The following is a 24,602-nucleotide window of genomic DNA, read 5'->3' as shown; positions in this document are numbered from 1 at the left end:
CATAAAAAAACTGCCCTAATCAAAAGACTAGGACAGTCAGGAATGAACTGTTTTGTTTATTGTTCTTTGTAGATGTTTTGTTCAATTTCGGCCCGTTGATCCGCCAAAAATGGTGGTAAGGCAAAGCTTTCCCCTAAGGTTTCCAGGGGTTCGTCGATGGTGAAGCCAGGCGCCATGGTGGCGAATTCCACACGATTATCCCCAGGCTCACGAATATAAAGACTCTTGAAATAACCACGGCTGATAATCTTTTCCACATTCCAACCTTGGGCGATAGCCTTTTGATGTAAGGCTTCTAAAGTTTCATCATCTTTGATGGCAAAGGCGATATGGTCCATACTGCCACGTCCCATCCGGCTAACATCAGTGGTTTCGGTTTGGATAATATCCACAAAATCCGTTTCGTTCAGTTGAATCCGACCATCTTTTGTCGACCAACCTAATAACTGCTCAAAGAAATCACTGGTAGCTTGAGCGTCAGGCACATGGAATTCAGTGGAACGAATACCAATAAGTTGTTTATCCCCAGGAACATCATTTTGGGCTTGATGATCTTTCGGTAATGGATCAGCATCAATCTCACTAAGATAAATGGTCACGTCGTCGGGATCCTTAAAGATCAGCGTGTTTTCGTTTTTTTCGACGGTTACGCCAGCTTGTGTCAATCGATCTTGCCAGTAGTTTAACGAATTGCGGGGAACTTTCAAACCAATGGTGGCTAAAAAGTGATTTTGATCATAGCGATGTCCTAGTAACGGAACGATAAAGAAAGTAACAACCGTTCCGGGGGCGCCTTGATAATCGCCATAATAATAGTGCAGCATGCGATGATTTTCTTGATTCACAGTATTTTTAACAAAACGTAATCCTAAAAGTTGGGTATAAAACGCCACATTTTCTTGGCCGTGGCGTGTTAATAACGAGACATGATGGATAGGTGGGGTCATAAAAAGCAGTCCTTTCTTTTGAAAACTCTTACTAAAAGTAAGTATAGAAAGTTTTTCGTGAAATGACAAGTAATCTGTCTTCATAGCGAGGGAGGGGAAAACGTGCTAAAATAGGCGAGACAAGGAGTGGACAAGATGTTAACAACAGAAGACTTTGATTTTGATTTACCAGAAGAATTGATTGCCCAAACGCCACTGAAGGATCGCGATCAGTCCCGTTTATTGGTGTTGGACCATACCGCTGGGACGATGGAAGATAAACATTTCCACGATATTTTAGATGAACTGGCACCAGGGGATGCGTTAGTCATGAATGACACCCGCGTTTTACCCGCTCGTTTATATGGTGAAAAACCAGAAACAGGTGGTCATTTAGAGGTGTTGCTTTTAACGAATACCGAAGGCGATACTTGGGAGACCTTGATTAAGCCGGCACGCCGCGCTAAGGTTGGCACGGAGATTTCCTTTGGCGATGGTCGCTTGACGGCTGTGGTGGAGAAAGAACTAGAGCATGGTGGCCGCATTGTGACGTTCCACTATGATGGCATCTTTTTGGAGATATTAGAATCCCTAGGTGAAATGCCTTTGCCACCTTATATCAAGGAACGTTTAGAAGATCCCGATCGTTATCAAACCGTCTATGCCAAAGAAAATGGTTCAGCAGCGGCCCCAACTGCGGGCTTGCACTTCACAAAAGAATTATTAACGGCTATTGAAGCCAAAGGTGTAAAATTGGTTTATTTGACGCTGCATGTGGGGCTAGGAACCTTCCGGCCAGTCAGTGTAGATAATATCGCAGAACATGAGATGCATAGTGAGTTTTATCGTTTAACCGAAGAAGCGGCGCAAACATTACGAGAAGTCAAAGCACAAGGTGGGCGCATCGTAGCAGTCGGCACGACGTCAATCCGCACATTGGAAACCATTGGCACCAAGTTTGCAGGTGAAATTCAAGCAGACAGCGGTTGGACGGATATCTTCATTACCCCTGGCTATCAATTCAAAGTAGTGGACGCTTTTTCCACCAACTTCCACTTGCCTAAATCAACCTTGGTGATGTTAGTCAGCGCTTTTGCTGGGCGGGAACTAGTATTAGCTGCCTATCAACACGCAATTGAAGAAGGTTATCGCTTCTTTAGTTTTGGCGACGCCATGTTTGTTAAGTAATCCTAATATAGCGAGGCCAGAGGTTGCTTTTGCTTCCACCATTTATTCGGACAGGAAGGGTCTGGGAGATAACTTTTTGAGTTAGGTTCCAGGCTCTTTTTTGCGCAAAAAAAGAGCCAAGCTCTCGACGACTTGGCTCTCTGTTTCTTGGAAGGACTCAGATCTATTAAGTATGATGGTTCTTTACATTATACATGTAAAGTAATGTTCGAATTTCTGTTTCAATAAACAAATTTTGTTTTAGTTACAGTTTCAACGCTATTTAATTTTTAATCTTTTTTCTTACGTACCGTGTTACTTCTATTCTTTTCGTGTTTCGATAAAGCTTTTTGTACGCATTCACTATTTATTTTAAAGATGTTTTGTTTCGTTTACTTCACACGTATAACTCGTTTAACGAAAGGTGAATCTGGTACTTCTAACAACTTTGTGTTTACTACGTTCTACTCGAGAAATTCTACTTAATGATCTGTGTTATCCTCCTTCCTTGTACTCATAATATACCATGTTTTGTAATCGTTTTCAATAGAAAAGCTCGGAATAATTTGTCAAAAATTATGAGGATTTTTCGAAAAATATCCGAATATCAGCAGATTTCTTGAGATTGATAAAAAATTCATGTTATGGTTATAAAGGAAGGCTATGTGTATTATAAAAAAATTGGGGGGATAGGATGGATAACTATCAAAAAACAATCGAAGAGGTAGTCCAGGAATACCAAACAGATCCAAATGAAGGGCTAGCCACTGCCACTGTGGAGGAGCGCGTCAAACGAGACGGGCCTAATGAATTTGAAGAGGCAAAAAAGGAACCTGTTTATAAGAAGTTTCTACGGAGTTTATCGGATTTTACGACTATCATCTTATTAGTTGCAGCGGCAATTTCCTTTTATACAGCCATCGCAACGGATCATGGAGATTATTTTGAGGGTATTTTGATTATTGCTATCGTCATTATCAATGCCGTTTTAGCTATTGTTCAAGAAGGAAATGCGGAGAAATCGCTGGATGCTTTGAAAGATATGAACCAGCAAACGAGCAAGGTTTTGCGTAATGGCAAGCCTCAGAAGATTCTTTCTTCGGAAATCGTTGTGGGGGATATTTTGATCTTAGAGTCTGGAGATTTAATTGGCGCAGATGCTCGGGTAATCCAAGCATCACAATTGCGGGTAGAGGAATCAGCTTTGACTGGCGAAAGTGAACCGGTGGAAAAAGATCCTGAATTTGTGGCAACTGATAAGGAAGGTCTGGGGGACCAGATTAACATGGTCTTTAAAGGCTGTTCGGTGGCGAATGGCCGCGGCCGAGCGGTAGTAACAGCGATTGGGATGCAGACGGAGATGGGTAAAATTGCCGGTATGCTGAACAACGAGACGCAAGAAAGCACCCCTCTGCAACAACGTTTGAACAAGCTAGGAAAAAAAATCAGTATTTTAGCCTTAGTGGCGGCAGCAATCGTCTTTATTATTGGGGAGTTGCAAGGCGAACCAATGCTAGATATGTTTATGACGGCCGTTTCATTAGCAGTAGCAGCTGTACCGGAAACGTTGACGGTGATTGTGACCTTGACGCTAGCCTATGGGGTTCAAAAAATGGCCAAACGCCATGCCATCATCCGCAAATTGCCAGCGGTGGAAACGTTAGGGACTGCCAACGTTATTTGTTCCGACAAAACCGGAACCTTGACCCAAAATAAGATGCGGGTACGCCGTGTTTGGACCCGTGGCGACGAAGTAACCGATACAGAAGAGGGTATGACTGATTCCGCCATGGAAGTTTTGAAAATGGCTTCACTTTGTACCGATGTGGTGGTGGACCATGACGAGGATGATGAATTAGTCGTTAAAGGTAATCCCACTGAAGCGGCTATTGTGCGAGCGGTAGAAGAAAATTATCATACAAAAGCTGAGTTAGAAGAGAAATATCCGCGTATCGGCGAAATTCCTTTCGATTCTGAACGAAAAATGATGACCACTGTCCATAAGATGGGGAAAAAATACATATCCATCACTAAAGGGGCTTTTGATGTTTTAGTGACGCGTTTCCGTTATGGCGATGTTGAGCAAGCGGCCGTGGTCAACGACCGTTTTGGGAAAAAAGCCTTACGGGTCATTGCAGTTGGCTTTGCTGTTTATGATGAAGAGCCGCAAGAGATTACCAGTGCGGCTTTGGAAAAGAACTTGCGCTTACTAGGCTTGGTGGGGATGATTGATCCGCCACGTCCAGAAAGTAAGGGCGCCATCAAACGGGCGAAAAAAGCAGGGATTAAAACCGTGATGATCACCGGCGACCATGTGGTAACAGCTGGTGCCATTGCCAAAGAATTAGGCATTTTGAAGGACCGTAAGGAAGCCTTGACTGGTTCTGAGCTACATGAAATGACTGATGAAGAGCTAGACAGCCGCGTCAAAGAATTGTCCGTTTATGCGCGGGTGACGCCAGAAGATAAAATCAGAATCGTAAAAGCGTGGCAAAGGACGGGAGCGGTTGTCGCCATGACTGGTGACGGTGTTAACGATGCACCGGCCTTGAAAGCAAGTGACGTTGGCTGTGCCATGGGGATTACTGGGACGGATGTTGCTCAAGGCGCTGCCGATATGATTTTGACGGATGATAATTTTGCCACCATTGTGGATGCCGTGGCGCAAGGCCGTTCCGTTTACCGAAATATCCGCAAGGCCATTAACTTCTTGTTAAGTTGTAATATTTCGGAAATTTTTATCGTACTGATTGCGATGTTATTAGGCTGGGGGGCACCGTTTACAGCGGTCCAACTATTGTTTGTCAATGTGGTTGCTGACGGTTTGCCAGGATTCGCTTTATCCAAGGAACCGATTGAAAAAGGCATCATGGATGAGCCGCCGATTCCCCATAACGAAGGGATTTTTGCCCGCGGTTTAGGCAAAAAAATTGCCATCAATGCGGGAACCTTTACGGTTATTACTTTATTTGGTTACTACATTGCCGGGTTTGTCGATGGTGTTTCCCATTGGGTACCGGCTAGTCAAGAAGTTGCCCAAACCGTGGCTTTCTTGATTCTAGCCTTCTCTTCAATCCTGCATGTATTCAATGTCCGCAGTGATAACTCGATTTTCCATGTGAAGCTTTCCCGGAACAAAACCTTGTTTGAGATGGCTGTTTTGGCGATTTTAATCACTACGGTCATTGCGTTATTACCAGTCACTCAAGAGCTATTCAATTTGGTACCGATTGGCTTGACCCACTGGGCTTTAGCGATTGCCTTATCTATTGTGCCAATTTTTGTCAATGAAATGATCAAGTTCCATTTTTCACCTGAAGAAGAATAGCCAACAACTCATCACAACAGTCGTAAATGACTCTTGTGGTGAGTTTTTTCGTCACTTTTTTCAAAGGAGATTCCGTGTTAAGATAGACGGATGGTAAAGTCCAAAAGTTAGAGAAAAGAGGACGTATTTTGAACCGTTTGGAACAGTTACTAAAGGAAAAATTCGGCTATGACCAGTTTCGTCCTGGTCAGTTAGATCTGATTCAACATGTGATGCAAGCTGAAAGCACCCTAGGCATCATGCCGACAGGTGGAGGGAAATCAATTTGTTACCAATTGCCAGCTCTGTTACTAGATGGCTTAACATTAGTGGTTTCACCTTTGATTTCACTTATGAAAGACCAAGTGGATGCCTTGGGAGAAATGGGGATTCCGGCAACATATATTAATAGTAGTTTAAGTCAAAATGAAGTGGCTTCACGCTTACGATTAGCTGCTCAGGGCGCCTATAAATTAGTTTACGTTGCCCCAGAGCGTTTTGAAATGTTTGCCTTCAAACAGCTTTTACAGCAAGAAAAAATCAGCTTGATAGCGGTAGATGAGGCTCACTGTATTTCGCAATGGGGACATGATTTCCGCCCTAGCTATCTGCAATTAGCGCAAGTAATTATGGAACTGCCACAGCGTCCCGCGATTATTGCACTAACGGCGACGGCTACCCCACAGGTTGCAGCGGATATTTGTGAGAACTTACAAATTTCGCCAGAAAATCAAGTGAAAACCGGCTTTGCCCGCGATAATCTCGCCTTTCAAGTGGTTAAAGATGCCAAAGACAGTTACTTGCTGGAATACCTAAAAGTTAACCACGACCAAGCCGGGATTATTTACGCCAGCACCCGTAAGGAAGTGGAGCGTTTGTATCATCTCTTAAAAAGCAAAGGCATTAAAGCTGGTTATTATCATGGTGGGCTGACTGAAGAAATCCGTTCGGCAAATCAAGAGGCTTTTCTATTTGATGAACTGAAGGTGATGGTCGCTACTAATGCTTTTGGAATGGGGATCAATAAAAGCAACGTTCGCTTTGTTATCCATGCGCAAACGCCTGGGAATATCGAGTCTTATTATCAAGAGGCAGGACGTGCCGGCCGGGATGGTTTACCTAGTGAAGCGCTTTTGATGTTTGCACCGCAGGACTTACAGGTGCAGCAATTTTTCATCGATAACTCTGAACGAACGTTGGATTATAAGCAGAAAGAATACTTGAAACTACGAGAAATGAGTCAATATGCTCATACAGAGATGTGTCTGCAACGCTATATTTTGCGCTATTTTGGAGAAGATGGACCAGACTGCGGACGTTGCAGTAATTGTTTAGACGAACGAATCGCTGAAGATATTACCATCGATGCCCAAAAAGTCTTGTCCTGCGTGATGCGTATGGGGGAACGTTTTGGAAAAGCCTTAGTCAGCAAAGTTTTGACTGGCTCAAAGGATCAAAAAATCAGTCAATGGCATTTTGAAGAACTATCGACCTACGGCTTGATGAAGGAGTGGAGTCAAAAGGATGTCAGTCAACTGATTGATTTTCTGACAGCATCAGGCTATCTGACCCCGACAGAAGGGCAGTTTCCTTTATTGCAGGTTTCTGATACAGGGAAACAAGTTCTTTTAGGTCAAGTGACCGTGACCCGCCGTCAGAAAGTGGTGAAAAAACTAGCACCAGATAATGCTTTATTTGAACAACTCAGACAGTTGCGACTAGACCTCGCCACTGAACAAAACTTACCACCATATGTGATTTTTTCGGATAAAACATTATTGGAATTGGCTGAAGTCCGCCCACAAACTACGCTTGAGATGCTCCAAATCAAGGGTGTTGGCGAAAATAAATTGCAAAAATATGGTGCGGCCTTTTTAGAGATTCTGAAAACATAAGAACAAAATTGCAAAAAAAACGGACGCTCTGTCAAAAAAACAGGGCGTCCGTTTTGATTACTAGCTCATACGAGTTTCGGCTAAATCTTTGTAGAAAGCAGCCTTAGTAGCGCTAATGTATGGGTTCAACCATAGATAGCCGATCCCGGCAGTCATCATGGCTAGAATATGCCAACCAATAAAACTTAAATCAAGCCAGAATAAACGACCTTTAGAACCATCCATCAGCCGACGACTAGTGGTAATGGTATCTAAGATCTTCAACTTTTCTCCCGTTGCATTCAAATGGTCGTAATAGATAAAGTAGCTTTGGGCGTAAGAATAGCCTTTAACAATCCCAGGGATAATCAAAAGCAGTGTCCATAAGGAAATAAAGATAGCCGTTACGACTGCTAGTAAGATCACACCGCCAAGAAAGAGACCATTGAAGGCCCGAAAAGCATCGTAGAAAGGCGCGATACGGTCCCGAGTTCCTCGCAATAAATCCAAATAGGTCCAAGAAATTCCACTCATAAATAAGGCGCTAATGACGGAGGAAATGATCCCACCACCGCTGGAGGCTGCAGAATTGCTGGCTTGGTCGGCCATGGTTGAAGTACTGCTACCACCATCAGTGACGAATACTAGGGTGATGACTGGCACTAAAATAATCAATGCGAAAATAATAGCAATCAAAGTTGGGACGAGATTCAATAGTACCGCTTGCCCCCAGCGACCACGTAAGACAGCTTTTGCTTCCATTTTTAATTCTTTTGACGTTTTCATTTTTATCACATCCTTTTTCTAATAATCTAAGTATAACAAAGAGTATCCTTAAAGCAGAGAAAGACGCACTTGTCTTTTCAATTATTGTAGATTAAATAAACGTTACAAGACTGGAGAAACCTTGCAAAAGCACTAGAAAACCAGTATTATGGATAAAGTTATGGAATTAAATCATAGAAAGTAGGATGTCGCTTGACACAACCAGCTATTCAATACCGATTAATTAAAAAAGAAAAGCATACCGGCGCGCGTTTAGGTGAAATTATCACGCCGCACGGTACTTTCCCAACACCGATGTTTATGCCAGTAGGCACATTGGCAACGGTTAAAACCATGTCGCCAGAAGAATTAAAAGAGATGGGCGCGGGTATTATTTTAAGTAACACTTATCATTTGTGGCTCCGCCCCGGAGAAGACCTAGTAGCAGAAGCTGGTGGGTTGCACAAATTTATGAATTGGGATCAACCAATTTTGACTGATTCCGGCGGTTTCCAAGTATTTTCTTTAAGCGATATGCGGAATATCACGGAAGAAGGCGTCCACTTCAAGAACCACTTAAACGGCTCTAAGATGTTTTTATCACCTGAAAAAGCCATTGATATCCAAAACAAATTAGGCTCTGATATCATGATGAGCTTTGATGAATGTCCGCCATTTGATGAAAGCTATGATTATGTGAAAAAATCTGTGGAACGCACTTCTCGTTGGGCAGAACGTGGCTTGAAAGCTCATGCCAATCCAGATCGTCAAGGGCTGTTTGGGATTATCCAAGGAGCGGGCTTTGAGGACTTGCGTAAACAAAGCGCTCGCGATTTAGTAAGTATGGACTTCCCTGGTTATTCCATTGGTGGGTTGTCTGTTGGCGAACCAAAGGACGAAATGAATCGGGTCTTGGACTTCACCACACCATTGATTCCTGAAAATAAACCTCGTTACTTGATGGGAGTAGGGGCCGCTGATTCACTCATTGATGGTGTGATTCGCGGGATTGACATGTTTGACTGTGTGTTGCCAACGCGAATTGCTCGTAATGGAACTTGTATGACATCAAAAGGTCGCTTAGTGGTGAAAAATGCTCAATATGCTCGGGATTTCCGCCCATTAGATGAAAATTGTGATTGCCATGTTTGCCAAAATTATACCCGTGCTTACATCCGTCATTTGATTAAATGCGATGAAACGTTTGGGATTCGCCTTACTTCTTATCATAACCTCTACTTCTTAGTGAATTTGATGAAACAAGTTCGGCAAGCGATTATGGATGATAATTTGCTGGAATTCCGCCAATCATTCTTTGAAGAATACGGCTTTAATCAAGCAAATGCGAAGAATTTTTGATTTTTTGGCAAATCAATAGAATCATCCTATGATTTTTGGTATAGTGTTTTTGATGACGAAAGATTGAGGTGAAAAATAAGTGTTAACAATGATCTTACCTTTAGTGGCGTTAGTTGCAATGTGGTTCTTTTTATCACGTTCACAAAAGAAACAACAGCAAGAACGTCAAAGTTTGTTAGATTCAATGTCAGTTGGCTCTGATGTCGTGACCATTGGTGGCTTACATGGTGTGATCTCTGAGATCAACACCGAAAAAAGTACCATTACATTGGATTGCGAAGGCATTTTCTTAGAATTTGACCGTTCGGCGATTCGGACAGTTAAACCTGGTACAGTCGTTGCAAATGACGATGCTGTAACCGAAGTTGAAGTAAAAGATATCGAACAAACAACTGAAACATCTGACGAAAATTCTGAAACAAAAGAATAGTCAACTGAGATCCCGTCCTAGTGACAGGATCTTTTTTAGTATATAAAGTGAAATGGTGATCAATGTAGCTAAATTTAGTAACGTCAGTTATCTGAAATACGCTGTAAAAATAACCGATTATCTAGAATAAAAAATATCAAGAAAACGAATTCATTTTAGGTTTTTATTACTAATTGTTATATATAATCCTTCGGAATACTGTTAAAAAAGAATTTTTGGTATAATATATTGTAATAAAATAAACTGTGAAAAATATCACAAAAACTATTTACAAGCATAAAAAAATATTGTATGATGTGTATGTGAAAAAGTTAACAAAATAAATTTGATGACTATTTTAGGAGGATCACAATGGTTAAAACATTGGAAAAAGAAGTGAAAGTAATCGATACAGATGCAGTGATTGATGAGTTGGCAGCAAAAGCTAACGAAGCTGCTAAACAAATGGAGAACTTTACACAAGAACAAGTAGATAAAATCGTTCATGAAATGGCGATGGCTGCCTTAGACAAACATATGCCTTTAGCAAAAATGGCAGTTGAAGAAACTGGCCGTGGTATCGTCGAAGACAAAGCCATCAAAAATATGTACGCATCAGAATATATCTGGAATTCAATTAAACACGATAAAACTGTCGGTATCATCGGTGAAGACAAGCAAAAAGGCTTGATTGAAGTTGCGGGACCTGTCGGTGTTGTTGCAGCAGTTGTTCCAACAACTAATCCAACTTCTACAACAATCTTTAAAGCAATGATCTCATTGAAAACAGCGAATGCCGTTATCTTCTCATTCCACCCATCTGCGCAGGAATGTTCAAAAGAAGCTGCTCGCATCGTGCGTGACGCAGCAATTGCAGCTGGTGCACCTGAAAACTGTATTCAATGGATTGAAAAAGAACATTCTTCTATTGAAGCAACGCAAAAATTAATGAACCATCCTGGTGTTGCGATTGTTTTAGCAACAGGTGGACCTGGCATGGTTAAGTCAGCTTACTCAACTGGTAAACCAGCTTTAGGTGTTGGGGCCGGTAACGTACCAGCTTACATCGAAAAAACAGCGAAAATCAAACGCGCCGTTAATGACGTGATTATTTCTAAAACATTTGATAACGGCATGATTTGTGCCTCTGAACAAGGTGTAATCGTAGATAAAGAAATCTACGCTGCCGTTAAAGCTGAATTTGAAGCACATCAATGTTACGTTGTGAAAAAATCAGAATTGAAAAAATTAGAAGATGCCGTCATGAACGAAGGTAAATATGCCGTTAACGCAGCCATCGTAGGTCATCCCGCAACTGAAATCGCGAAATTAGCTGGCATCAAAGTTCCAGAAGGAACAAAAATGCTGATTGCTGAATTAGATGGTGTTGGCGCAGATTATCCACTATCTCGCGAAAAATTATCACCAGTTTTAGCTATGATGAAAGCTGAAAGTACTGAACACGGTTTTGAATTAGCGCAAGGCATGTTGGAATTAGGCGGATTGGGCCATACAGCCGTTATCCACACTGAAAATGAAGACTTACAATTACAATACGGCTTGAAAATGAAAGCTTGTCGTGTGTTGGTAAACTCACCATCTGCTGAAGGTGGTATCGGGAATATCTATAACGAAATGATTCCTTCATTGACTTTAGGTTGTGGCTCTTACGGTCGTAACTCTGTATCTAAGAACGTATCTGCGATCAACTTAATCAACGTTAAAACTATCGCGAAACGGAGAAATAACATGCAATGGTTCAAACTACCTTCAAAAATTTACTTTGAAAAGAACTCTTTATTGTACTTGGAAAAAATGGAAAATGTTGAACGCGTTATGATCGTCTGCGACCCAGGTATGGTGCAATTCGGTTACGCTGACACTGTTCGGGAAGTATTAGCTCGTCGTACAAACGATGTGAAAATCGAAATATTCTCAGATGTTGAACCTAACCCTTCAACTAACACGGTTTACAAAGGTCTTGAAGTCTTTAATGCTTTCCAACCGGATACAGTAATCGCTCTTGGTGGTGGTTCAGCAATGGATGCGGCCAAAGGTATGTGGATGTTCTTTGAACACCCAGACACTTCATTCTTCGGCGCGAAACAAAAATTCTTGGATATCCGCAAACGGACTTACAAGATTGGCAAACCTGAAAAAACACAATTTGTATGTATCCCAACCACTTCAGGTACTGGTTCAGAAGTAACACCATTCGCCGTTATTACAGACAGCGATACTCACGTGAAATATCCATTAGCTGACTACGCATTGACACCAGATGTTGCTATCGTGGATCCTCAATTCGTGATGTCAGTACCAGCTGGGGTAACTGCTGATACCGGGATGGACGTCTTAACTCACGCTATCGAATCTTATGTATCTGTTATGGCATCTGACTACACACGTGGTTTGAGCTTACAAGCAATCAAATTAGTCTTTGACTACTTAGAAAAATCAGTGAAAACACCGGATATGGAATCTCGTGAAAAAATGCATAATGCCTCAACCATGGCAGGTATGGCCTTCGCGAATGCTTTCTTAGGAATTTGTCACTCAATCGCCCATAAAATTGGGGGCGAATATGGTATTCCTCACGGACGTACAAATGCGATTTTATTACCGCACATTATCCGTTACAATGCCAAAGACCCACAAAAACACGCAATGTTCCCTAAATATGATTACTTCCGGGCTGACACAGACTATGCTGACATTGCAAAATTCTTAGGCCTAAAAGGTGAAACTACTCAAGAATTAGTAGATGCTTTAGCAACTGCTGTTTACGAATTAGGGAAATCTGTTGGTATCGACATGAACTTGAAAGCGCAAGGTGTTACTCAAGAAGTGTTAGATTCAACAGTTGATTACATGGCTGAATTAGCTTATGAAGACCAATGTACAACAGCTAATCCAAAAGAACCATTGATCAGTGAATTGAAACAAATCATCATTGACGCTTACAAGGGTTAATTCCTCTTATAAGAACATAGGTGCCGCCATCACTTATGTTTCAGACAGCCGCTAACAACTAGCGGCTGTCTTTTTCTTGTTCCTTGAAAACCATTCCATAAAAAGGTAAACTGAGGCTAAATCAAGGAAGGTAGTGACCACCAATGGATACTTTTGCACTGATTCAAGATTTGAAAAACTCTTCAGAGAGCTTACTTTTATTCGCCAGAGGTAACCAAAGCAGCGAAGAAACCATTCAGCAATTTTTATTCGATCTAACCGATTATGCGGAAGGCTTTTCGGTAGTCACCCAGTTAATGGATGAACCGGCACAACCTCGCCCGCTAACTGCTAATGAGCTAAGTAATGTCTTAGGTGAACAGCGCCAGCGCTTAGACCAACTGATTCCACTCTTAAAGGAACAACTACATACAACTGAAGCAACTGAGACCACCTTTCTTAAACAAAACACTGGCGGACTGCGGCGTATTATCAGCAGTTTGAACGGCCTGGTTGAACTAAACAGTCTGATGTTACAAGACAATCGGCAATTTCAACAGCAAGTCAAACAAAATCCGCTAGAGGCACCAGTAAAAGAAGTAGAGAAACCTAAAGGATTCTTTGGGAAATTATTTGGGAAATAAAACAAACCACTTTCGAATTTTTTCGAAAGTGGTTTGTTTTTCTGTGGACTGGTAAAGTGTACGGCATAAGTATAAAAAGGTGATTATTCAGATTGAAAGGCGGTAAGTAATTCGGGCTCTTTTTTTGAAAGATAACTTTCCAGAGTTGTTTTATCTACAAGTGAATTTAAAACGCCATCTCGAGAGACAGAAAACCCCGCTGCATGTGTTGCGATTTGGATAGCTTTTGGCAATTGGTATCCTCGTAGCAGATAAACAGATAAGGCACTGATGAAAGCGTCACTAGCACCAGTTGTATCTACTGCAGAGAAATCCGAAGCAGGGAAGTAGGTTGACGTAGTTGCGTTTTTTAGAAAGCAACCACGGTTTCCTAAAGTAACAATTACGTTTTTTACACCTTTATCCAAAAGATATTCTGCCTTGGATTCTAAATCCTCAAAGTCTTCACATAGTGTTGTCAATTCATCTTCGTTTGGTAAGAGGTAGTCAATTAGAGACAAGATACTATCAGGTATTTTCTTTGAAGCAGCCGGCTTTAGAAAAATAATCAATCCTTTATTTTTTGCGATTTTACAAGTAGCTTCAACAGTTGCTAACGGCAATTCAGTCTGAATCAAACAGTATTTTGCATCTGAAAATAGTTCTAGATTTTTTTCAATCATGGCAGGAGCTAACTGATGATTCGCGCCTGGTAAAACAGAGATCATAGAATCGCCTCCAGATTCGACAAATACATAGGCTTGACCAGTATCTACAAGTGAAGAACGTTGAATACCAATAGTATCTACATCATTTCTTTCTAGTTCTTGGAAGATAGAATTTGAATATGTATCTGATCCTACACAGCCTAATAAGCGAACCGGTTGGTGTAATCGGGCGATGCCGACTGATTGGTTGAAACCTTTTCCACCAGGAAGTTTTGTAGTAGTGGTTAAGAAATTTGTGGCGCCACTATGGGGAAGTTGAGCAGAATAAAGATAGGTATCCATGTTGATACTGCCAACAACTAAAATTTTCGAATTTTCTTTTTCATATGGAAAGCTGACTGTTTCGGGATTGTCTAGTTTCAGAGATGAGTGATATTCGCTTGCATCTGTATCATCAATTCGTGCAATCAATATTTCACCTAAGTATGCCCCAAACCTCTCGGTATCTAAAGTCACAGTGGATAACTTAGAAGAATTCGCTAAAATAGCTCTATCATGAGCATTTGATAATGAAATTAGAGAATAGTCTTTCGGTGCATAGAGTCCACTTCGTTCTGTTAGTAATTCTAATTCGATGGCTAAAGACAGGCGTAATGAAATAATGCCCGTTGCGCGTCTGCTGACAATAAAATCTGCTAATTGTCTATCAATTTTAGTGAAGATCAATTCTTCTTGATAAGGTAGATTATGATCAAAAAGTGCTTGTTTATATCCAGAAATAAATGCTTCAGACGCAAAGGTATCATCTATCAGGCAAGCAATATTTTGATGCTTTTTTTCAATTAATTGAACAGCTAGGAAGTAACCCGAATGTTTATAGGGAAGGTCATATGATTCGCTATTGGAAACAGCTCCCGTTAAAACAAAAGGGATACCTTGTTCATCAAAGTAATGTCGATTTTTTAGGCTTTCTTTGTTGAGTGGTTCCCAGATAAGTCCATCTATATTTTTACTCACGAGATTGCTGATATTTTTCAATTCTTGCTCAGGATTACCATAGCTATTAAGGATCATAGTGCTAAAACCTGCGTGCTGTACTTGTTTCATAATACCATTTAGACAAGAATCAGCGGAAATTGCTGAGTTTATTAACACGCCTATGATACCGGAGTTAGGCGATTTTTTTGTGGAAGAATAGGGAATATAATTATATTCTCTGACGATTTTTAGTACCCGTTCTCGAGTTTCTTGGCTGATACTTTGATCTTTTTTATTTACAATCTTAGAAACAGTGGATACGGATACGCCAGACAATTTTGCGATATCTTTTATATTCATTTTTGGCTCCTTATTTGTCTTTTCTTCATCATACGCTTGATTTTTGGATACGGTCAAGGCTGATGAGAGAATTTGTAGGACTTTTTATTTTGTTGAAAAATCTGTTGACATTTATATTGAGCGATGATAATCTTTGGTCTAGGAAAACACTTTCGGAAAACATTTTCTTAAAAAGTTTACCATACTTTATATCGCGAGGGAAATAAGAATGGAAAAAACAAAAATGCAATATTTTATTCAACGTCATTTTCCAACTAGAGCATTAGTCCTAATTCCGATTGCAGTAGGTATCAACTTGATCGGCGGCACACTATGTTCAACCTTAAAGTTGCCTCTTTTTTTGGATATGATTGGAACCGTTTTAATTGCCTGGTTATCGGGTGCGTGGGTTGCAGCTCTTTGTGGACTTGTTACAAATCTATTTTTAGCAATTGTCACTAATCCTGTTTTTTTACCATATTCAATTGTAAGCGTATTATGTGGACTGGTTACAGGTTATTTAGTCAAAATCGGTCTATTTCGAAAAGGCTTTGGTCTTATTGCTATATGGTTAGCTATTACTTTGACAAATACAATCAGTGCATCATTGATTACCATCTTCGTTTATGGGGGAGCCACAGGGATTAATAGCAGTTCTTTAGTAACGGCTGCGTTTATTGCTACCACAAAAGAGATTGTGCTTTCTGTTTTTTCTACTTCAATGTTGGAAAATTTGGTGGATAAAGGGTTAGTGATTTTAATTGCTTATTGGTTGATTAAAAAAATACCATTACATTTTGCAAATCAATACGCACCACTAGACAATGATCCCGTATTAAAAAAAGATGTAGGAGACGAGTGAGTGATATGGCTACTTCTTCAAAGATGAAAAGATTCGTCAGAAAACTGAATCCACTGACAAAACTATTAATAGTTTTGTCACTTGTTGCTAGCTGCGTTCTTTATCCATCTGTCTTAATATGCTATGCATTGTTGTTCGTTTTAGTTGTCTTATCACTCCTTTTAACACTTTTTCAACCGGTCATGAAATTAGTAGTGGGATTTGGTGTACCGGCGACGCTCATGCTGCTATTCATTCAAGGACTGTATAGTCCGAAAAATAAGACATTTATCGCTGATTTAGGATTTGCGCAGCTTGGCTTGGAAGGAACCCTCTATGCCTTGAAAGTATCAGGAACTGTACTTGTCTGCCTGGTATCATTTTACCTATTTTTACAAATGACCAAGAATTCTGAAACTGTCGCAGCTTTAATACTGATCGGCGTAAGTCCCAAAATAGGCTATCTTGTATTAGCTAGTTTGAATGTTGTACCTCAAATGCAGCAAAAAATAAAAACAATTCGTGAGGCTCAAGAATCAAGGGGTGTTGAGACAACCGGTTCTATCTTGACTAGAATGAAAGCCTTTTTGCCATTATTGGGACCTATCGTTTTGTCATCACTTACTGACGCGCAAGAACGCGGCATGACATTGGAGACGAGGGGATTTGGCATAAACAATAGTAAACCAACTAGTTATCTTAGTATTCAAACAACGTTCTATGATTATTGTTTAATATCGATATCGTTCATTTTTCTGTTTATAGGTTGTATCATCCGTATTTTGAATTAGAAGAGGAGAGAAAATCATTGGAACCTTTAATAGAAATTAAAAATCTCTCTTTCCGTTATAACAGAGAACCAGATGTTGTTCTTGATGACATTAACGTCTCAGTTTTAAAAGGAGAATTTGTGGCAGTAATTGGGTCTAATGGGGCAGGAAAGTCGACTTTTTGCAATGTCCTAATGGGGTTGATTCCCCATTATTTTGTTGGCCATATGCAAGGATTGGTAATCGTAGATGGTCAAAATACTGAGCAAGTGACAATTGGAGATCTTTCTAAACATATTGGTCTAGTTTTTCAAAATCCTTTTAACCAACTTTCCTATACAGCGGATACAGTCGAGGAAGAACTAGCATATGGATTGAGTAATCGTGGTGTATCTCAAGAAGATATGAGAGAAAAAGTGGCAACTATAGCAGAAGAAATGGATTTAAAAGAGCTGTTAGATAAAAATCCATTAGAACTTTCTGGAGGCCAAACTCAACGTGTTGCTTTAGCCTCAGCTCTTATCCTTGAACCCAAGATTTTAGTTTTGGATGAATGTACCACGCAATTAGATCCTATGAGCAGTCAAAAAATGATGAATATTGTGCAAAAGTTGAGTCAACAGGGAACGACTGTTGTTATGGTAGATCATGATATGGAGAGGGTTGCTGAGTTAGCAGATCGTATACTTGTGTTACACAATGGAAAGCTAGTGTTGGCAGGTACACCAGACACTGTCTTTGATTCTCCTCAACTAGTTGACTATGGGCTAACACCACCAGATTATTACGAAATCACGAAAAAAATGATTGATGGAAAAACAACAAGTGAAAATGATTTCGCTTTAACAGAATGTGAGGCAATCAAGCTGTTACAGGAGGTATTAATCAATGGAAATAACTCTTAAAGAACTGCGACATCAATATCCCTCGGGCGAAACCGCATTACGGGGTGTTGATGCCACCTTCTCCGGGAATGAAGCAATCGCAATTATTGGGCAGAACGGTGCAGGAAAATCAACCTTGGTTAAACATTTAAATGGTCTGTTGCGACCAACATCAGGCGAGGTCCAAATTGATGGGGAAACTATCAATGATCATACAACCGCCTACTGGTCACGAAAAGTCGGATATGTTTTTCAGAATCCAGATAACCAACTTTTTCTAGAGTCAGTACGTAAAGAGTTAGAGTTTGGTCCCAAGCAACAAGGCCAGTCCAAAGAAGAAATAGAAAGGCGATTAAGCAAAATACTACCCATGATTGGTTTAGGAGACTATCTGGAAACACATCCATTTGATTTAAACGGAGCAGATAAAAAATTTTGTGCGATAGGTTCGGTTATGATGATGAACCCAGAAGTTATTATTTTTGATGAGCCTACCTGTGGACAAGATGGAAAAGGTAATCAGCGATTACGTGAAATTATTACTTACTTACAGAATCAAGGTGTGCTCTGCATTACTATTACCCATGATATGAAATTTGTGGTTAAAAATTTTACACGAATTATGCTCATGGCTAGAGGTGAAATTTTAGCCTTTGGAACTCCTGCGGAGATTTTTAGTAATAAGCTAGCGTTGGAAAAAAGTTTTGTGACAGCACCGCCAATTACGAGAGTAGGACAAGCACTAGGATTTGATCACTTGGTTTTTGAAAAAGAAGAGTTTCAACAAACCTTTCGACAACAGCAAAAGTTTAATTAGGTAAATAGGCAAGGTTGCCTTTTATAGATAATTTGAGAGTGAGGATGAAAGATGGAAAACACAAAAGATCTGGTAAAAGTGACGGGAGTCCCTATTCCGCAAGAAGGGACACAAGAATTCGAGCGAATGAATAAGATGGCTAAAAAAGCCATCCCACTGATTTTATTAATTTTTACATTTGGAATTTTAGAGCAACAAGCATTTGGTATGATTTTTGTTAATATTGGTCAACAATTAGGTGCTGCAAACCTAGCGCCTTTGATTACTTCGATTCCAGGGATTGTACTGGGTATTGTGTGTGTCATTTACGGGGCATTGGGTGATTTTGTATCGTTGAAAAAAATGACGATGTTGGGTGTTTCGATTTTTATTGCAGGCTCAGCAATTGGGTTTGCATTCGGTCCGGTTAGTATCTGGGCAGTCGTTATCGCGCGTGTTCTTCAGTCAGCTGGAGGGCAAGTTGCTGGTTCAGTTTTTCTAGTTTTAGTTTCCAAATATATCGCAAAAGAAAACCGTGTTATCTATTATGGTATTTTTGTTGCAATTTTTCGTTTCTCTGCAGCATTAGGCGTAGTTGCAGCCGGCTACATTACGAAGGTTGATTGGCGTTGGTTATTTGCAGTACCATTGCTATCTGCATTTTTTATTCCCTCTTTGGCAAAAAATTTGCCAGATGAGCACGCAGAAGGGGCGAATATAGACTGGGCTGGATTTGCTTTGATTGGTGCCTTTGCAGGCGCAATGACAATGTTTTTCACAGATATGAATTTATTCTGGGGTATTTCTTCAATTGTTACACTTGTAGCGTTTGGTGTTTATATCCATAAAGCTAAAAATCCGTTTATTACCCCTCAGTTTTTAAAAAATCCTGCATTGATTGCGACTATGACAGTAATTTTTATTGGTTATTTCTTCAGCTATACATTAAATGCTGGGGTCAACGCAATTGGGTTAAATGTGTTTGGCATTGATTCTGCAGAAGTATCTTTACTGTTGGTTTGGTCTATTCTATTAGCTGCAGTTCTAGGTTTTGTCTGCGGTCCAGTAGTGAAAAAAATTGGCCGATCTGCGGCAATCATTATGGCTCTTTTATTTATGGGCTTAGGTCTGCTGGCAGTTGCTTTTGCCATTCCTTATGGAAAAGTAATGGCGTTAGCGGTCGCACCATGTTTGTACTATTTTGGGACGTCATTCTTCTATTCGCCGATTGTCGATACAGCAACCTTAACAGTAACGCCGGAAGAATCTGGACGGGTACTTGGAGTCAATGACTTAGTTCAAGCAATTACCGGTTCAGTCGGAGTAGCAGTTTTCGGTGGGATGATGTCTTCAGGCGTAATGTCTGGTGGTAGTGTAGTGGGATCGGATACAGGCCTTGCTTCAACATATGCAAATGTGTTCTTAATCGGGGGTGGCATTATTTTAGCCGCTTTAGTGATTTTTATTGTGACTAAGAAGATGATTTACTCTAGTGCAAAAGAAGTTCAAAAATAGAAATTTTGGGGGAAATAAAATGGTAAAGAAAGTTATTTTAGATTGTGATCCAGGGCATGATGATGCGCTAGCCTTATTGATGGCAATTGCTTCAGAAGAAATTGATTTATTAGCAGTAACGACCTCCGCAGGAAATCAACTTCCAGAAAAAACCTATTTAAATGCTAAGCGTCTGTTAACTTTGGCGAACAGAGAAGATATTCCTGTTGCAAGTGGTGCTAAAAAACCATTACGGAGAGATTTGATTATCGCTGATGATGTCCATGGGGAATCTGGAATAGATGGAGCAGAATTACCTGAAACTAACATTGCTGATTTAGACATTACAGCCAATGATTTGATTGCTAAGATTCTCCGAGAATCTGATGACAAAGTGACCCTAATTGCAACGGGTCCACTTACGAATATTGCAATATTCTTATTATCACATCCAGAACTGAAAGAAAAAATAGAGTTGATTTCGTTCATGGGTGGTGCATGTTTTGGCGGTAATATTACACCGCATGCGGAATTTAATATTTATGTCGATCCAGAAGCAGCAGATATTGTAGTCAAGTCAGGTGTGCCTGTTGCAATGTTTGGTCTAGATGTTACGCTAAAAGCACAAATTTTTGAAGAGGATATCCATGAAATTCGCCAAATTGACAACAAAGTTGCAAATACACTTGCCGATTTACTTGATTTCTTCAACTTGACGACAACGCGACCATTCTGGGCTGATGAAGACCATGTAGAAGGAATCCATATGCATGATCCTTGTGCAGTCGCATATGTTATTGATCCGACTATGTTTACTGTTTATCCGATGAATGTTCAAGTTGAAACAAGTAGTACCTTGTCGTTAGGTAGTACAGTTGTAGATTATGACGATGTGTATAAAAAAACGAAAAATGTTTCCGTTGCGTTTGATCTAGATTTAGCTAAATTTAAAAAATTAACAATGGATACCATGCAATATTTTTCATAGCATTAGCTATCTTAGAAAAAGCGACTTAAAGATTGATGGAGTGAAAGAAGAATGAATAAAATTACAATTATCGGCAGTATCAATCTTGATACGACTGTTCGGACGCAACAATTACCTAAACCGGGAGAAACGGTTCATTCTAAGGAACTATTTACTAGCGGAGGCGGTAAGGGAGCAAATCAAGCAATTGCTGCTGCAAGAAATGATGCGAAGGTCAATTTTATAGGCGCTGTTGGAAAAGATAGCAATGGTGAGATGATGTTGGATCTGTTGCAACAAGACGGTATTTGTCTAGAAGGAGTCGCTAAAATTGAAAATGCACGATCAGGAAGTGCTTATGTATTAGTAGAAGATAGCGGAGAAAATTCCATCATTATCTATGGTGGTGCTAATCAACTGATAGAAGAAACTCAAGTTGTTACACATCGAGACTTGATTGAGTCGAGTGATTTTTTAGTGGCGCAATTTGAAACAAATCTGAGTAGTGTGCTTACTGCTTTTGAGATTGCAAAAGAAAGTGATGTAATAACTGTTTTGAACCCAGCGCCAGCGCGTGAAGATATTCCTAAAGAATTGATTGCTTTAACGGATATTATGATTCCAAATGAGACAGAATTAGAAACTATCACAGGAATCACAATTAATAGTCAAACGGATCTTCTAACTGCAATCGCAAAAGTCCATGAGCTAGGAGTTCAAACAGTTATTGTAACTTTGGGTAGTAAAGGTGCCTTCTATTCGATTAAAAATGGTAAGTCTGGTGCAATTCCTGCATTCAAAGTTACGGCGGTAGATACAACAGCTGCGGGAGATACGTTTATTGGTGCGATGGTAACAAAGTTACAACGGAATTTACTAAACATTGAAGAAGCAATTGTTTATGGTAGTAAAGCTTCTTCATTGACAGTACAGCGGTATGGGGCTCAGCCTGCTATTCCTTATAGTCATGAATTGTTAGCAGAGGCGACTAATTAAAGCTGTAAAATTTAAAGTAATCAAATGTAACTTAATAATAGTCAAATTACGTGTTATAACGGCTGGAGCTTGTTCATGAGCTCCAGCCGTTTTTTAGCATAGGCAAAACTCTATTCAAAAAAATTCTAATGGTCTGTAATTATAGGATTGTTCAAATGGTTCAAGATATTAAAATAGAAAATCAATATTTTTTCAATTAGAGAAATTAATTGAGAAAATCAAAAATCTATAAAAAAGGATTGTTAATTGAACAAAAACAGTGTTGGATTAAAATTCCATTGACTTTTGCCGAGCTTCTGCAATAATAAATATGTGAGTTAAATAATAATATTTATTAACTAGGAGGAATTTTAATGTCATTAATTGGAAAAGAAATCGAAGCGTTTGAAGCAAAAGCTTTTCAACAGGGGAAAGATTTTTTTGATATTTCTTCTGAAGACTTGAAGGGTCATTGGAGTGTCGTTTGTTTTTATCCAGCGGATTTCTCTTTTGTCTGTCCGACAGAGTTAGAAGACCTGCAAGAACAATACCCAGCGCTGCAAAAATTAGGCGTAGAAGTTTATTCGGTTTCTACGGATACCCATTTCGTACACAAAGCCTGGCATGATCATTCTGAAGCTATTAATAAAATCCAATATATCATGATTGGGGATCCTTCTCATCAAATTTCTACTAGTTTTGATGTTTTAGATGCAGAAGGGTTATCACAACGTGGTACCTTTATCATTGATCCAGATGGTATCGTCCAAAGTTTGGAAATCAATGCTGATGGGATTGGCCGTGATGCTAGCACACTGATTGACAAAATCAAAGCAGCGCAATACGTTCGTTCTCATCCCGGTGAAGTTTGTCCGGCGAAATGGAAAGAAGGCGCGGAAACTTTGAAACCAAGCTTGGACTTAGTTGGTAAGATTTAAGGAGGGAAATCATTGGTTTTAGATACAGAAATCAAAGAGCAGTTGAATCAATATCTAGCCTTGCTTGAAAATGACTTAGAGCTGACCCTATCTTTAGACCAAAGCGAAAATGCTGAAAAAATGGCAGCTTTTGTCAAAGAACTAGCTGATTTATCGCCTAAATTACAAGTAATCAAAGGTGACTTGGCTAAGACTCCTAGCTTTGGGTTAGCCCCTGTGGGCGAAGCACCGCGGGTCATTTTTGCCGGTATTCCTTTAGGTCATGAATTTAATTCCTTAGTGTTGGCGCTATTACAAGTAGGTGGGCGGGCGCCTAAGATTGACGATGCGGTAAAAAAACAAATCGCTGCGATTCCCGGGACAATTCATTTTGAAACATACGTCAGCTTAACTTGTCATAATTGCCCCGATGTGGTGCAAGCATTGAACATTATGAGTGTGTTAAATCCTAAAATTTCCCACACTATGATTGATGGGGCTTTCTTCCAAGAAGAAGTTGAGAATAAAGAAATCATGGCTGTACCAGCTTTGTTTGCTAATGGCGAATTCTTTGCTAGTGGCCGAACTTCTTTAGAAGAGATGCTCCAGCAAATTTCAGAAGAGGTAGATGATAAAGAAGTCTATGATGCGAAGGAACCTTACGAAGTTTTAGTGGTAGGGGGCGGTCCGGCTGGTGCTAGTGCAGCAATCTATGCTGCGCGTAAAGGAATTCGGACGGGACTGGTTGCCGATAAATTTGGCGGGCAAGTCTTAGAAACCTTAGGAATTGAAAACCTGATTGGCACGAAATACACAGAAGGACCTAAGCTGATGGCTGCGGTGGAAGAACATGTCAATGAATATGACGTAGATGTGATGAAACTGCAACAGGTAACAGGAATTGCTAAAAAGGAACTTGTCGAAGTGACTTTAGCCAATGGTGCCGTTTTAAAAAGTAAGACAGCGGTCGTTGCCACGGGTGCTCGCTGGCGTAGTATTGGTGTACCGGGCGAGCAAGAATTTAAAACAAAAGGTGTCGCTTATTGTCCTCATTGTGATGGTCCGCTATTTGCTGGCAAAAAAGTGGCCGTAGTCGGTGGTGGTAACTCTGGTATTGAAGCAGCTATTGACTTAGCTGGAGTGGTAGAACACGTGACGGTGCTAGAATTCTTACCGGAATTGAAGGCTGATAAAGTCTTACAGGAACGGTTGCACAGCTTGCCAAATGTGACGGTGCTGACTAATGTTCAAACAACTGAAATCACTGGAGACACGAAGGTAAACGGCGTAACTTATCAAGACCGAAATACTGGGGCCGAACATCATCTTGATTTAGCTGGAATCTTTATTCTGATTGGCTTGATGCCAAATACAGAGTGGGCTCAAGGCTCATTAGAATTAACGCCGCGTGGCGAGATTGTAGTAGACAAGAGTGGTGCGACTAGCATGGACGGAGTATATGCTGCTGGTGACTGTACCGACAGTTTATACAAGCAGATCATTATTTCCATGGGCTCGGGTGCAACAGCTGCCTTAGGGGCATTTGACTATTTAATTCGACATTAATAAAAACCTCACGTAATGAAGTGAC

Annotated in this window: 19 protein-coding genes; 16 read left to right on the top strand and 3 right to left on the bottom strand. The window is 40.3% G+C overall.

Going from position 1 to position 24,602, the window contains the following annotated elements:
• Positions 1-56: 56 nt before the first annotated feature.
• Positions 57-947, bottom strand: a complete 891-nt coding sequence (locus tag ECA01S_RS12235; RefSeq protein WP_067395983.1) for a VOC family protein — start codon at positions 945-947, stop codon at positions 57-59.
• A gap of 135 nt (positions 948-1,082) precedes the next feature.
• Here ECA01S_RS12235 and queA point away from each other — a divergent pair, with 135 nt between their 5' ends.
• From queA to recQ, 3 genes are all read left to right on the top strand, one after another.
• Positions 1,083-2,114 carry a tRNA preQ1(34) S-adenosylmethionine ribosyltransferase-isomerase QueA gene (gene queA, locus ECA01S_RS12230; protein ID WP_067395980.1) on the top strand — a complete coding sequence of 344 codons (1,032 nt, stop codon included), beginning with the start codon at positions 1,083-1,085 and terminating at the stop codon, positions 2,112-2,114.
• 673 nt (positions 2,115-2,787) lie between these two features.
• Positions 2,788-5,421, top strand: coding sequence for a cation-translocating P-type ATPase (locus ECA01S_RS12225; RefSeq protein ID WP_067395978.1), 2,634 nt, complete (start codon positions 2,788-2,790; stop codon positions 5,419-5,421).
• 128 nt (positions 5,422-5,549) lie between these two features.
• Positions 5,550-7,295: a DNA helicase RecQ gene (gene recQ / locus ECA01S_RS12220; RefSeq protein WP_067395969.1), complete on the top strand. Its 1,746-nt coding sequence runs from the start codon at positions 5,550-5,552 to the stop codon at positions 7,293-7,295.
• Between the two features lie 60 nt (positions 7,296-7,355).
• On the opposite strand, the gene ECA01S_RS12215 is transcribed toward recQ, so the two are convergent.
• Positions 7,356-8,060: a DUF975 family protein gene (locus tag ECA01S_RS12215; RefSeq protein ID WP_067395965.1), complete on the bottom strand. Its 705-nt coding sequence runs from the start codon at positions 8,058-8,060 to the stop codon at positions 7,356-7,358.
• 192 nt (positions 8,061-8,252) lie between these two features.
• Between ECA01S_RS12215 and tgt the strand changes: the two genes are divergently transcribed.
• The 4 genes from tgt (at position 8,253) to ECA01S_RS12195 (ending at position 13,403) form a co-directional block, all read left to right on the top strand.
• Positions 8,253-9,398 (top strand): tRNA guanosine(34) transglycosylase Tgt, encoded by a 1,146-nt coding sequence (tgt, locus tag ECA01S_RS12210; protein WP_067395962.1) that lies wholly within the window; start codon positions 8,253-8,255, stop codon positions 9,396-9,398.
• 88 nt (positions 9,399-9,486) lie between these two features.
• Complete coding sequence (gene yajC / locus ECA01S_RS12205) at positions 9,487-9,828, top strand: preprotein translocase subunit YajC (protein WP_067396034.1); 342 nt, start codon at positions 9,487-9,489, stop codon at positions 9,826-9,828.
• Positions 9,829-10,179: 351 nt separating this feature from the next.
• Entirely contained in the window at positions 10,180-12,780 is a 2,601-nt protein-coding gene (gene adhE, locus ECA01S_RS12200; RefSeq protein ID WP_067395960.1) for a bifunctional acetaldehyde-CoA/alcohol dehydrogenase, read from the top strand.
• A gap of 143 nt (positions 12,781-12,923) precedes the next feature.
• A complete protein-coding gene (locus tag ECA01S_RS12195) occupies positions 12,924-13,403 on the top strand; it encodes a hypothetical protein (RefSeq protein ID WP_067395957.1) in 480 nt (159 codons plus the stop codon).
• Between the two features lie 83 nt (positions 13,404-13,486).
• Here ECA01S_RS12195 and ECA01S_RS12190 read toward each other — a convergent pair whose 3' ends face one another.
• Positions 13,487-15,388 carry a PfkB family carbohydrate kinase gene (locus ECA01S_RS12190; protein WP_067395954.1) on the bottom strand — a complete coding sequence of 634 codons (1,902 nt, stop codon included), beginning with the start codon at positions 15,386-15,388 and terminating at the stop codon, positions 13,487-13,489.
• A gap of 208 nt (positions 15,389-15,596) precedes the next feature.
• Between ECA01S_RS12190 and ECA01S_RS12185 the strand changes: the two genes are divergently transcribed.
• The 9 genes from ECA01S_RS12185 (at position 15,597) to ahpF (ending at position 24,577) form a co-directional block, all read left to right on the top strand.
• Positions 15,597-16,229, top strand: a complete 633-nt coding sequence (locus ECA01S_RS12185; RefSeq protein WP_067395951.1) for an ECF transporter S component — start codon at positions 15,597-15,599, stop codon at positions 16,227-16,229.
• Positions 16,230-16,234: 5 nt separating this feature from the next.
• Positions 16,235-16,999, top strand: coding sequence for an energy-coupling factor transporter transmembrane component T (locus ECA01S_RS12180; protein WP_067395949.1), 765 nt, complete (start codon positions 16,235-16,237; stop codon positions 16,997-16,999).
• Positions 17,000-17,016: 17 nt separating this feature from the next.
• Positions 17,017-17,883 carry an energy-coupling factor ABC transporter ATP-binding protein gene (locus tag ECA01S_RS12175; protein ID WP_067395946.1) on the top strand — a complete coding sequence of 289 codons (867 nt, stop codon included), beginning with the start codon at positions 17,017-17,019 and terminating at the stop codon, positions 17,881-17,883.
• Positions 17,867-18,679 (top strand): energy-coupling factor ABC transporter ATP-binding protein, encoded by an 813-nt coding sequence (locus ECA01S_RS12170; protein WP_067395944.1) that lies wholly within the window; start codon positions 17,867-17,869, stop codon positions 18,677-18,679. The genes ECA01S_RS12175 and ECA01S_RS12170 overlap by 17 nt, the downstream gene beginning before the upstream one ends.
• A gap of 51 nt (positions 18,680-18,730) precedes the next feature.
• Complete coding sequence (locus tag ECA01S_RS12165; RefSeq protein WP_067395942.1) at positions 18,731-20,173, top strand: MFS transporter; 1,443 nt, start codon at positions 18,731-18,733, stop codon at positions 20,171-20,173.
• A 19-nt stretch (positions 20,174-20,192) separates the two neighbouring features.
• On the top strand, positions 20,193-21,140 hold the full coding sequence (locus ECA01S_RS12160; protein WP_067395939.1) for a nucleoside hydrolase: 948 nt from the start codon (positions 20,193-20,195) through the stop codon (positions 21,138-21,140).
• Positions 21,141-21,191: 51 nt separating this feature from the next.
• A complete protein-coding gene (gene rbsK, locus ECA01S_RS12155) occupies positions 21,192-22,115 on the top strand; it encodes a ribokinase (RefSeq protein ID WP_067395937.1) in 924 nt (307 codons plus the stop codon).
• 353 nt (positions 22,116-22,468) lie between these two features.
• Positions 22,469-23,032, top strand: coding sequence for an alkyl hydroperoxide reductase subunit C (gene ahpC / locus ECA01S_RS12150; protein WP_067395934.1), 564 nt, complete (start codon positions 22,469-22,471; stop codon positions 23,030-23,032).
• 12 nt (positions 23,033-23,044) lie between these two features.
• Complete coding sequence (ahpF, locus tag ECA01S_RS12145) at positions 23,045-24,577, top strand: alkyl hydroperoxide reductase subunit F (RefSeq protein WP_067395932.1); 1,533 nt, start codon at positions 23,045-23,047, stop codon at positions 24,575-24,577.
• Positions 24,578-24,602: the final 25 nt, after the last annotated feature.

This window comes from Enterococcus canis NBRC 100695 (genome assembly GCF_001544375.1).
Lineage (GTDB): Bacteria > Bacillota > Bacilli > Lactobacillales > Enterococcaceae > Enterococcus_H > Enterococcus_H canis.
This window is presented reverse-complemented; position numbering and strand designations above follow the sequence as displayed.